This is a genomic window from Pseudonocardia sp. SID8383 (genome assembly GCF_009864975.1).
GTDB lineage: Bacteria > Actinomycetota > Actinomycetes > Mycobacteriales > Pseudonocardiaceae > Pseudonocardia > Pseudonocardia alni.
This window is the reverse complement of the sequence record NZ_WWFY01000414.1, coordinates 1-11,186: the sequence shown is the minus strand read 5'-3', so window position 1 is coordinate 11,186 and position 11,186 is coordinate 1. Positions and strand designations below refer to the sequence as shown.

Below are 11,186 nucleotides of genomic sequence, written 5' to 3'. Positions count from 1 at the left end.
CCTCCGGCTGCGCGCGGCGCTGCGGGAGGGTCGGGTCCGCGACGCCGCGGCCGAGGCCGCCCGTGGGCCGCTGCTGCCGACCTCCGACGCACCGGAGATCCGCCGGGCCCGCGAGCAGCTCGCCGTCGCCGTCCGGTCGGCGCTGCTGCGGGCCGACGACCCGGACGCGCTGTGGACCCTGGTCCGGGCCGGCCGGGGCGACGGCACCGACGACGAGGAGCTGCGCCACCGGCTGCGAGCGCTGCTGCCGTCGTCGGACCCGCGGCACGACGAGCTCGGCTGAGCGCTCAGTCCGGGTCGGTGTGGTCGGGGATGCCGTCGTCGTCGGAGTCGGGCAGCCGCGGGTCCTCCTCACCGGCACGCACCGCCTCCAGCTGCGCGGACAGCGCCACCCCGGCCAGCAACGCGACCCCGCTGATGTTCGCCCAGATCAGCAGGGCCATCACCGCCGTCAGCGGCCCGTAGGTCTCACCGAAGGTGTCCGCGACGGCGACGTAGAGACCCAGCAGTCCGGACGCGACCAGCCACAGCAGCACCGTGACCGCGGCCCCGGCGCCCAGCCAGGACAGTCCCGGCTGGCGACGGCGCGGCGCGAACCGCAGCAGCACCGTCACCGCGACGACGAGCAGCGCGAGCCCGACCGGCCAGCGCACGACGTCCCACACCGTCTCGGCGACCGCACCCCACCGGTACACCTCGCGCACCGCGTCCCCGAACGGCTCCCCCGCCACGATCAGCAGCAGCCCGGTCGCCATGGCGACGCCCGCGGTGGCGGTCAGCGCCGCGGCACGCGCGTACTTGGCGAGCGCGGGCCGGTCCCGCTCGGTGCCGTAGATCCGGTTCGCGCCCCGCTCCAGCTGCGCGAACGCCGAGGTCGCCGCGGCGAACGCGGTGAGCAGGCCGAGCGCGAGGACCAGCTCACCGCGTTCCCCGGTGGGGGTGTCGTCACGCTCGGCCTGCTCACCGGGGTCGTCCGGGTCGGCCTCCCCCGCTCCGGCACCGCGGACCGCCTCGGCGACCAGCTCGTCGCTGGTCCCGGGGGACAGCGCCAGCACCGTGCGGGCGACGACCTCCGAGGCGCCCTCGGCGCCCGCCGCGGCGGACAGCCCGACCCCGGCGATGATCAGCGGGACGGCGGCGAGCGCCAGCTGCAGGCCGAACGCGCGGGCGTGGGAGAAGCCGTCGCCGTAGCGGAAGCGCAGGAAGCCCGCGGACAGCAGGTGCCCGAGGCCGTAGCGGCGCAGCGTGTGGGCGGCGTCGTCGGCGGAGAGCTCCTCGCCGGTCATCAGCCGGGTCTCGGGGACCGGGCGCACCGAGCTCATGCGCAGAACCTAGCCGCAGGCGGAAAGAATGACGCTCGTGGACACCCCGGCACGGACCGACCGCTTCGACGAGCTGGTGGAGCGCGCCCGGGCGCTCGCCGCCGGACGACGACGGGCGGTGCTCGGCATCGCGGGGGCCCCCGGGGCCGGGAAGACGACCGTCGCGCTGGCCCTGGTCCGGGCGCTCGCCGCCACGCCCCCGGACGGGCTCGGCCCCGGCTGGGTCGCCCATGTCCCGATGGACGGCTTCCATCTCGCCGACGTCGAGCTGGACCGGCTGGGCCGACGTCATCGCAAGGGCGCCCCCGACACCTTCGACGCCGACGGCTACGCCGCGCTGCTCGCCCGGCTGCGGCTCACCCCCGACGACGGCGCGGGCCCGGTGTACGCCCCGGCGTTCGACCGGGAGATCGAGCAGCCCGTCGCCGGGTCGGTCCCGGTGCACCCGCAGTGCCGGCTCGTGGTCAGCGAGGGCAACTACCTGCTCCTCGACACCCCCCGCTGGCGGGCGGTGCGGGCAGGGTTCGACGCCGTGTGGTTCCACGAGACCGACGAGGCGCTCCGGCTGGAGCGCCTGGTCGCGCGGCACGTGCGCTTCGGCAAGACCCTGGAGGCGGCCCGGGTGTGGGTCGAGCGCACCGACGAGCCGAACGCCCGACTCGTCGAGGCGTCCCGGCACCGGGCCGACCTGGTCGTCGCGCTGCCCGACCACCCCCCCGGCCCGCTCCCAGGGGAACCTTCGTAGCGCTCTACGCCTCGAAAGTTCCCCTGGGGGCCACCGGGCCGGGGTCGGAACCGGGCTCCGGACCGACAACGGCGGGCCGCCCCGGGAGTTCCCGGGACGGCCCGCCGCCGTCATGCGTGGGTCTGTCTCACTCCTCGCCGGCCAGCGCGGTGGGCGGGGTGTCCGGCACCGGCTCGGACGGCTTGCGCTCACCGCGGAAGGTGAACTTGGCCTTGTCCGACCAGGCGTTGGAGCCCTCCTCCGCGGAGGTGTCGAGGCCCTCGACGTCGACGATGACGATCTGCCCGGCCTCGATCTCGCCGAACAGGATCTTCTCCGACAGCTGGTCCTCGATCTCCCGCTGGATCGTCCGGCGCAGCGGCCGGGCGCCCAGGACCGGGTCGAACCCGCGGTGGGCCAGCAGCTTCTTGGCGTTGTCGGTGAGCTCGATGCCCATGTCCTTGTTCGCCAGCTGCTTCTCCACCCGCCCGATCATCAGGTCGACCATCTGGATGATCTGTTCCTGGTTGAGCTGGTGGAAGACGATGATGTCGTCGATGCGGTTGAGGAACTCCGGCCTGAAGTGCTTCTTCAGCTCGTCGTTGACCTTCGTCTTCATCCGCTCGTAGTTCGACTTCTCGTCGCCACCGGAGGAGAAGCCCAGTCCCACGGCCTTCGAGATGTCCTGGGTACCCAGGTTCGAGGTGAAGATCAGCACGGTGTTCTTGAAGTCGACCGTGCGGCCCTGGCCGTCGGTGAGACGGCCGTCCTCGAGCACCTGCAGGAGCGTGTTGTAGATCTCCTGGTGCGCCTTCTCGATCTCGTCGAACAGCACCACCGAGAACGGCTTGCGCCGCACCTTCTCGGTGAGCTGGCCGCCCTCCTCGTAGCCGACGTACCCGGGAGGGGCACCGAACAGCCGCGAGGCGGTGTAGCGGTCGTGGAACTCACCCATGTCGATCTGGATGAGGGCGTCGTCCTCGCCGAACAGGAAGTTGGCGAGCGCCTTGGACAGCTCGGTCTTACCGACACCGGACGGGCCGGCGAAGATGAACGAGCCGGACGGGCGCTTCGGGTCCTTCAGGCCGGCGCGGGTACGACGGATCGCCTGCGAGACGGAGCGGACCGCGTCCTCCTGGCCGATGATCCGCTTGTGGACCTCGTCCTCCATCTTGAGCAGACGGGTCGTCTCCTCCTCGGTCAGCTTGAACACCGGGATGCCGGTCCAGTTGCCCAGCACCTCGGCGATCTGCTCACCGTCGACCTCCGCGACGACGTCGAGGTCGCCCGACTTCCACTGCTTCTCGCGCTCGGCCTTCTCGCCGAGCAGGGTCTTCTCCTGGTCGCGCAGGTGCGCGGCCCGCTCGAAGTCCTGGGCGTCGATCGCCGACTCCTTGTCCCGGCGGACGTTCGCGATCTTCTCGTCGAACTCCCGCAGGTCCGGCGGAGCCGTCATCCGGCGGATGCGCATCCGGGCGCCGGCCTCGTCGATCAGGTCGATCGCCTTGTCCGGCAGGAAGCGGTCGTTGATGTAGCGGTCGGCCAGCGTCGCGGCCGAGGCCAGTGCGTCGTCGGTGATCGTGACGCGGTGGTGCGCCTCGTACCGGTCACGCAGACCACGAAGGATCTCGATCGTGTGCTCGACCGACGGCTCGGACACCTGGATCGGCTGGAAGCGGCGCTCCAGCGCGGGGTCCTTCTCGACGTACTTGCGGTACTCGTCGAGCGTCGTCGCACCGATGGTCTGCAGCTCGCCGCGGGCAAGCATCGGCTTGAGGATCGAGGCGGCGTCGATCGCGCCCTCGGCCGCACCCGCACCCACCAGGGTGTGGATCTCGTCGATGAACAGGATGATGTCACCGCGGGTGCGGATCTCCTTGAGCACCTTCTTGAGGCGCTCCTCGAAGTCACCGCGGTAGCGGGAACCGGCGACCAGCGAGCCCAGGTCGAGGGTGTAGAGCTGCTTGTCCTTCAGCGTCTCCGGGACCTCGCCCTTGACGATCGCCTGGCCGAGGCCCTCGACGGCGGCGGTCTTGCCGACGCCGGCCTCGCCGATCAGCACCGGGTTGTTCTTGGTCCTCCGCGAGAGGACCTGCATGATCCGCTCGATCTCCTTCTCCCGGCCGATGACCGGGTCCAGCTTGCCCTCACGGGCCTGCTGGGTGAGGTTGCGACCGAACTGGTCCAGCACCAGCGACGAGGACGGCGTGCCCTCGCCACGGCCACCGGTGCCGCTCTCCTGCGGCTCCTTGCCCTGGTAGCCGGACAGCAGCTGGAGCACCTGCTGACGGACACGGTTGAGGTCGGCGCCCAGCTTGACCAGCACCTGGGCCGCGACGCCCTCGCCCTCGCGGATGAGGCCGAGCAGGATGTGCTCGGTCCCGATGTAGTTGTGGCCGAGCTGCAGCGCCTCGCGCAGCGACAGCTCCAGCACCTTCTTCGCCCGGGGGGTGAAGGGGATGTGCCCGGACGGGGCCTGCTGCCCCTGGCCGATGATCTCCTCGACCTGCTGTCGCACGCCCTCCAGAGCGATACCGAGGGACTCGAGCGCCTTCGCGGCGACGCCCTCTCCCTCGTGGATCAGGCCAAGGAGGATGTGCTCGGTCCCGATGTAGTTGTGGTTGAGCATCCGGGCCTCTTCCTGGGCCAGGACGACAACACGTCGCGCTCGGTCGGTGAACCTCTCGAACAATTCGCACTCCTTGCCTGCTGCGCCTCACTGACGGCGCGACCAGCATCTCCGTACGGTCCGGGCTCGCCCGAACCGACACTGCGCCCTCGCGTGACACCGCGCCAGGCCACCCTCACGGGAGACCACATACCACTGTATCGGTCGAAGGGGCCCCGGCGCCTCCACCTGACGTGCACCGGGGTACGTGCCCGCAGTAACACGGGTGACACCTGCCGTGTTCCCGACGGACGTCAGCCGGTCGCGGCAGCGGCCTCCTCGCGCTCCCGCTCGGCCGCCTTGAACTGCCGGAACCCCTCCTCGTCGCGCCCGCGGCGCCAGTACCCGGAGATCGACAGGTCGTCCTTGGCGACGCCGCGCTCGCGGGTGAGGTGCCTGCGGAGTTCGCGCACGGCGATCGCCTCACCGTGCACGAAGGCGTGCACGCGCCCGGGGAGGAACTCCAGACCCGCGACGACGGCGGGCAGCTGCTCCGAGTCCGGGTCGCCCCCGGCGTCGATGCGGTACAGCCACCGCACGTCCACCCCGGGGCCCGTCGGCACGTCGATCTCGTCGCCGGGACCGTCCACCTGCAGGACGGCGACGACCGGTCGCCCGGCCGGGATCCGCTCGAGCGCGGCGCAGATCGCGGGCAGCGCGGCCTCGTCGCCGACGAGCAGGTGCCAGTCGGCGTCCGGGTCCGGGGCGTAGGCGCCGCCCGGGCCGAGCATCCGCAGCCGGTCGCCCGGGCGGGCGGCGGCCGCCCACGGGCCGGCGAGGCCGGTGTCGCCGTGGTGGACGAAGTCGATGACGAGCTCGCCTGCGGCGTGATCGAGCGAGCGGACGGTGTAGGTCCGCTGGGCGGGCCACCGGTCGCGCGGCAGCTCGGCGTGCACCCGGTCCATGTCCAGCGGCTCGGGGTAGTCGACGCCGGGGAGCGGGAAGAGGATCTTGACGTAGCGGTCGGTGTGCTCCGTGACGGGGAACGCCGCCAGGCCGTCGCCACCGGCGACGACGCGCACCATGTGCGGGCTCAGGCGTTCGGTGCGGAGCACCCGGAGATCGGTGACGGGGCGGGCCATCAGGCTGCCTCCCAACGACGAGAGGGGAAGGGGCCGTCGCGACGGTACCCCTCCCCCGCCCCGCCGGGTAAGGCAGACCTTAGTTCTCCTGGTGGTAGGCCTCGAGCACCTCGGCCGGGATGCGGCCGCGGTCCGAGACCTTCATCCCGCGGTTGCGGGCCCACTCGCGGATCGCCTGGTTCTGCTCGCGGTCGACCGACGGGCGGCGGGCCGCCCCGCCCGACGAGCCGCTGCTGCGCCGACGGGCCGCGCCACCGGCGCGACGGGCGGCCGCGACGTAGTCGGCGAGCACGTCGCGCAGCTTCTTCGCATTCCCGTCGGACAGGTCGATCTCGTAGTTGCGTCCGTCGAGACCGAACTCGATCGTCTCGTCCGCCGCGTCACCGGTCAGATCGTCGACGAGCCGGACTTCCTTGATCTGCGCCATCTCCGCAGCCTCCCTGAATGGCCGAACACGTTCATGATGAGGGACCGGGGCGGACATCGGCGACTGCGCGATGCAATAGCAGGACGCAATATGAGGCCACCGGGTACCGGTTCCGACTCGAATCCGAGAGTATCCGAGAAATGTTCGTGTCGTCGACCTGGGTACGGCGAAATACGGCGAACCGAGTTCGACACCACTCGTACGGGTCCGCCAAACACGACGCCCCCGGTCGCTGTTCGCGGCCGGGGACGTCGTCGGATGTGCGTTCGGAACCGGTTCAGGACTCGCCGCGGACCAGCGGGAACAGGATCGTCTCGCGGATTCCGAGGCCGGTCAGGGTCATCAGGAGACGGTCGATACCCATTCCCATCCCACCGGTGGGCGGCATGCCGTACTCCATGGCGCGCAGGAAGTCCTCGTCGAGCTGCATGGCCTCCGGGTCGCCCGCCGCGGCCTTGAGCGACTGGGCGTGCAGGCGTTCCCGCTGCTCGACCGGGTCCACCAGCTCGGAGTAGGCCGTGGCCAGCTCCACGCCGAAGACGATGAGGTCCCAGGACTCCGACAGCCGCGGGTCGTCGCGGTGCGCACGGGTGAGCGGCCGCACCTCGACCGGGAAGTCGCGCACGAAGGTCGGCTCGTGCAGGGTGTGCTCGACCAGCTTCTCGAACAACTCCAGCACGATCTGTGCGGCCGTCGGGTAATCGGTGATGTCGACGTCGTGGGCGTGCGCGATCCGCTGCAGTTCCGACAGTTCCGTGTCCGGCGTCACGTCCCGCCCGACGGCCTCGGACACCGATCCGTAGATGGTCACCGATCGCCACTCGCCACCGAGATCGTGCTCGGTGCCGTCGTGGTGGCGCACCGTGGTGGAACCGAACAGCGCCTGCGCCGAGGACTGGATCAGCTCCCGCGTCAGGACCGCCATGTCGTCGTAGGTCGCGTAGGCCTGGTAGGCCTCCAGCATCGCGAACTCCGGGGAATGCGTGGAGTCGATGCCCTCGTTCCGGAACACCCGGTTCAGCTCGAAGACGCGCTCGATACCACCGACCACGCAACGCTTCAGGAACAGCTCCGGTGCGATCCGCAGATACAGATCGGAGTCGAGTGCGTTCGCGTGCGTCACGAACGGACGCGCAGTGGCACCGCCGTGCAGGTTCTGCAGCATCGGCGTCTCCACCTCGATGAAGTCGCGGCCGGTGAGCGACTCACGGACGGTCCGCAGCACGGTGGACCGCGCGCGCACGGTCTCGCGGGCCTGCGGGCGCAGGATGAGGTCGACGTAGCGCTGCCGGACCCGGTTCTCCTCCGAGAGCTCCTTGTGCGCGGTCGGCAGCGGCCGGACCGACTTCGCGGCGACCGACCACTCGTCGACCATCACCGAGAGCTCGCCCCGTCGCGAGGTGATGACCTCACCGCGCACCGCGACGAAGTCACCCATGTCGACGACGGACTTCCAGCCGGCCAGCGCCTCCGCCCCGACCCGGTCGAGCGAGAGCATGGCCTGCAGCTCGGTGCCGTCGCCCTCGCGCAGCGTCGCGAAGCACAGCTTGCCGGTGTTCCGCACGAAGATCACCCGGCCGGCGACGGCCACGGTCTCGCCCGTCGCGGTGTCCGCGGGCAGGTCCGGGTGGGCGTCGCGGACCTGGCGCAGCGAGTGCGTGCGGGGGACCTCGACGGGGTACGGGTCGGTGCCCGCGGCGATCAGCTCCGCGCGCTTGGCCCGGCGCACCCGCATCTGCTCGGGGAGGTCGGCCTCGGTCGCCGGGTCGGACGGTGTGCCGGGAGTGTTCACGGCAGGTCAGGCTATCGGCGGTACCCGGGAGCGCCCGTCGTCACCCCCCACCTCCGCGGCGAGGCCTCGCGCGGTGGTCGGCCACCGGCCTACCGTGCGGAGGTGCCCGACGACGAGGTGGACCGCGGCCGCACGTTCGGTGCCGTCGCGCGCGCCTACGACGACCACCGCCCCGCCTACCCCGACGCCGCCGTCGACGCGGCGCTGGCCGGGACCCCGGAACGGCCCCGCGTGCTCGACCTGGGCGCGGGGACCGGGAAGCTGACGCGCGTCCTGACCGCCCGCGGGCTTGACGTCGTCGCAGTGGAGCCGGACCCGGCGATGCTCGCGGTGCTGCGCGAGCGCTCCCCCGGCGTCGAGGCCCGGACCGGGTCCGCGGAACGCATCCCGCTGCCCGACGGCCACCTCGATGCCGTCCTGGTCGGGCAGGCGCTGCACTGGTTCGACCTCGACCGGGCCGCCCCGGAGATGGCGCGGGTGCTGCGGCCCGGCGGGGTGCTGGCCGGGCTGTGGAACGGCGGGGACGACGACGTCGCCTGGATCCGCGAGTTCGGCGAGCTCACCGTGCGCGGTCGGCGGGTGCCCGACAACCCGGCCGGTGGCGGCGACGCGACGCCGCACCCGGGCTCCCCCTGGTTCGTCGACGACGGGGAGGACCGCGTCACCTGGGACCGCCCGACCACCGTCGACGAGCATCTCGCCGACATCGCCACGCACTCCTGGGCGCTGCGGAGCACCCCGCAGGACCGGGACGCGGTGTTCGCCGCCGCCCGGGAGTTCCTGACCGGGCAGGTCGCCGACGCCGACGGCCGCTTCACCATGCCGATGCGGACGATCGTGCGGCGGTCCCGCAAGCTCTGAGCCCGGCCGGCGGGCGCGGTCCACGGGCCCGGTCAGCGGGGCCGGTGGTGGCGCAGGTGGGTCAGCCGCAGCCCGTGCAGCGTCAGGTCCGGGACGTGGTGGGTGACGGTGTCGGCACGGCCGTGGACGAGCTCCGCGAGCCCACCGGTGACGATCACGGTGACCGGCAGCGCGTCCGGGCCCAGCTCGGCGAGGATCCGGCGGACCAGCCCGTCGACCTGCCCGGCGGCGCCGTAGAGCACCCCGGCCTGGACGGCCTCGACCGTCGTCCGGCCGATCACCGAGCGCGGCTCGACCAGGTCCACCGGCCGCAGCGACGACGCCCGCTCGGCCAGCGCCTGCATCGCGATGTCGATGCCCGGGGCCAGCGCTCCGCCGAGGAACTCACCCTTCGCGGTGACCACGTCGATGTTCGTGCAGGTCCCGAGGTCGACGCAGACGCAGGTGGTGCCGAACAGGTGGTGCGCGGCGAGCGAGTTCACGACCCGGTCCGCGCCCACCTCGCGCGGGTGGTCCACCAGCAGCGGCACGCCCGTCCGTACCCCCGGCCCGACGACGAGCGTCCGCATCCGGTCCGACCAGCGCGAGAGCAGCGTGCGCAGCTCCCGCGACGGCCCGGGCACCGTGGACAGCGCGGCGACCGCGGTGACCTCGGGGAAGTGCGCGCCGAGCATCCCGGTGACGGTCAGGTCCAGCTCGTCGGCGGTGGCACTGGTGTCGGTGCGCAGCCGCCAGCGCCGCTCCGGCTCCGGGTCGAGCGCCTCCGCACCCGTCCCGGTGTCGGGGTAGAGCCCCAGCGAGACGTGGGTGTTCCCCACATCGATGCAGAGCAGCACCGTGTCGTCCTCAGCGGGCCGCGCTGGTCAGCAGGCCCGAACCCTCCGGGGCGTGCCCCGGGTCGGCGCCCAGGTCGGCGATCCGGTTGTCGGCGTCGACGAAGACGACGCGCGGGCTGTAGTCGCGCAGCTCGGCCTCGTCGTAGGAGCCGTAGGAGATCAGGATGACCAGGTCACCGGGGTGCACCAGGTGCGCGGCGGCGCCGTTGATGCCGATCACCCCGGAGCCGGGCTCGCCGGTGATCACGTAGGTCTCCAGGCGGGCGCCGTTGGTGATGTCGACGATGCTGACCTGCTCGCCCTCGAGCAGGTCGGCGGCCGCCATCAGGTCGGCGTCGACGGTGACCGAGCCGACGTAGTGCAGGTCGGCCTGCGTCACGGTGGCGCGGTGGATCTTGGACTTCATCATCGTGCGGTTCACGGCGGTTCTCCTCGGGACGCGGTCAGAACGCGATGGGGGCGTTGTCGATCAGACGGGTGGCGCCGACCCGGGCGGCGACGAGCAGGCGGCCGTCCCCGGCGCCCGGGGCGGGGGCCGGTCCGAGGTCGGTGTCGCGCAGCTCGAGGTAGTCGACGTCGACCTCCGGCTCGGTCGCCAGCTCGGCGCGGGCGGCGTCCAGCACGGCGTCGTGCCCGCGGACCGACACCGCGGCCCCGGCCGCGAGCGCGCGCGACAGCACGGCGGCGGCGCGGCGCTGCCCGGGGTCGAGGTAGACGTTGCGCGAGGACAGGGCCAGGCCGTCGTCCTCGCGGACGGTCGGGACGCCGACGACCCGGGTCGGGAAGTCCAGGTCGCGCACCATCCGGCGGATCAGCGTCAGCTGCTGGTAGTCCTTCTCGCCGAACAGCGCGACGTCCGGGCCGACGATGTGGAACAGCTTGGACACGACGGTCAGGACGCCGTCGAAGTGGCCCTTCCGGGAGGCACCCTCCAGCTCGTCGCCGAGCGGCCCGGCGGTGACGCGGGTCTGCGAGCCCGGCGGGTACATGTGCTCGACCTGCGGGGTGAACACCAGCTCGACGCCCTCCTCGCGGCAGGCGTCGAGGTCGGCCTCGATCGGGCGCGGGTAGCGGTCGAGGTCCTCGCCCGCGCCGAACTGCAGCGGGTTCACGAAGATCGACACGACCGGGACGACGGCGCCGGGGATCCGCTTCGCATGCCGGATCAGCTCGCGGTGGCCCTCGTGCAGGGCGCCCATCGTGGGGATGAGGACGACCTTGCGGCCCGCCCCGCGCAGCGCGCGGGTGACCGCGGCGAGCTTCGCGGGGTCGGCGTGCACGGTCAGCCGGCCGGTGCCGTAGCCGTTCCGGGTGGAGCCGGGGGTGCTCACTTCTCCTCCAGTGCGGTCTCGATGTCGCGGACGCCGTCGGGGCCGAGGAGCCCGGCGGCGGCGGCGCGGTGGGCGGTGCGCCCGGCCAGCGCCCGGTAGGCGGCGGCCAGGTCGGCGTCGGCGTCGGCGATGTGCTCCAGGTG

Annotated in this window: 10 protein-coding genes and 1 pseudogene; 3 read left to right on the top strand and 8 right to left on the bottom strand. The window is 72.4% G+C overall.

Going from position 1 to position 11,186, the window contains the following annotated elements; all coding sequences use genetic code 11:
- A pseudogene (locus GTW08_RS10220) lies at positions 1-283 on the top strand (transcriptional regulator); the annotation flags it as partial.
- A 4-nt stretch (positions 284-287) separates the two neighbouring features.
- Here GTW08_RS10220 and GTW08_RS10215 read toward each other — a convergent pair.
- The gene (locus GTW08_RS10215) at positions 288-1,322 is read right to left on the bottom strand and encodes a YihY/virulence factor BrkB family protein (RefSeq protein WP_073576755.1); all 1,035 of its coding nucleotides are present in this window, start codon (positions 1,320-1,322) and stop codon (positions 288-290) included.
- 28 nt (positions 1,323-1,350) lie between these two features.
- On the opposite strand from GTW08_RS10215, the gene GTW08_RS10210 reads away from it, so the two are divergent.
- Positions 1,351-2,067: a nucleoside/nucleotide kinase family protein gene (locus GTW08_RS10210; RefSeq protein ID WP_073576756.1), complete on the top strand. Its 717-nt coding sequence runs from the start codon at positions 1,351-1,353 to the stop codon at positions 2,065-2,067.
- 127 nt (positions 2,068-2,194) lie between these two features.
- Here the strand turns inward: GTW08_RS10210 and GTW08_RS10205 are convergent, their stop codons facing one another.
- The 4 genes from GTW08_RS10205 to lysS all read right to left on the bottom strand — a co-directional run bounded on the left by GTW08_RS10205 (position 2,195) and on the right by lysS (position 7,958).
- Positions 2,195-4,738, bottom strand: a complete 2,544-nt coding sequence (locus GTW08_RS10205; protein WP_073576757.1) for an ATP-dependent Clp protease ATP-binding subunit — start codon at positions 4,736-4,738, stop codon at positions 2,195-2,197.
- A gap of 230 nt (positions 4,739-4,968) precedes the next feature.
- Positions 4,969-5,796 (bottom strand): siderophore-interacting protein, encoded by an 828-nt coding sequence (locus tag GTW08_RS10200; protein ID WP_073576758.1) that lies wholly within the window; start codon positions 5,794-5,796, stop codon positions 4,969-4,971.
- A gap of 79 nt (positions 5,797-5,875) precedes the next feature.
- Complete coding sequence (locus tag GTW08_RS10195; protein ID WP_073576759.1) at positions 5,876-6,223, bottom strand: histone-like nucleoid-structuring protein Lsr2; 348 nt, start codon at positions 6,221-6,223, stop codon at positions 5,876-5,878.
- A gap of 277 nt (positions 6,224-6,500) precedes the next feature.
- On the bottom strand, positions 6,501-7,958 hold the full coding sequence (gene lysS / locus GTW08_RS10190; RefSeq protein WP_073576925.1) for a lysine--tRNA ligase: 1,458 nt from the start codon (positions 7,956-7,958) through the stop codon (positions 6,501-6,503).
- A 159-nt stretch (positions 7,959-8,117) separates the two neighbouring features.
- Here lysS and GTW08_RS10185 point away from each other — a divergent pair, with 159 nt between their 5' ends.
- Complete coding sequence (locus GTW08_RS10185; protein ID WP_161151819.1) at positions 8,118-8,876, top strand: methyltransferase domain-containing protein; 759 nt, start codon at positions 8,118-8,120, stop codon at positions 8,874-8,876.
- A gap of 32 nt (positions 8,877-8,908) precedes the next feature.
- Here the strand turns inward: GTW08_RS10185 and GTW08_RS10180 are convergent, their stop codons facing one another.
- Genes GTW08_RS10180 through panC form a run of 3 tightly spaced genes read right to left on the bottom strand, consistent with a single transcriptional unit; the run spans position 8,909 to position 10,998 of the window.
- A complete protein-coding gene (locus GTW08_RS10180; protein ID WP_100878917.1) occupies positions 8,909-9,712 on the bottom strand; it encodes a type III pantothenate kinase in 804 nt (267 codons plus the stop codon).
- Positions 9,713-9,722: 10 nt separating this feature from the next.
- Positions 9,723-10,133, bottom strand: coding sequence for an aspartate 1-decarboxylase (gene panD / locus GTW08_RS10175; RefSeq protein WP_073576761.1), 411 nt, complete (start codon positions 10,131-10,133; stop codon positions 9,723-9,725).
- 22 nt (positions 10,134-10,155) lie between these two features.
- Positions 10,156-10,998 (bottom strand): pantoate--beta-alanine ligase, encoded by an 843-nt coding sequence (panC, locus tag GTW08_RS10170; protein ID WP_202416911.1) that lies wholly within the window; start codon positions 10,996-10,998, stop codon positions 10,156-10,158.
- Between the last annotated feature and the right edge of the window lie 188 nt (positions 10,999-11,186).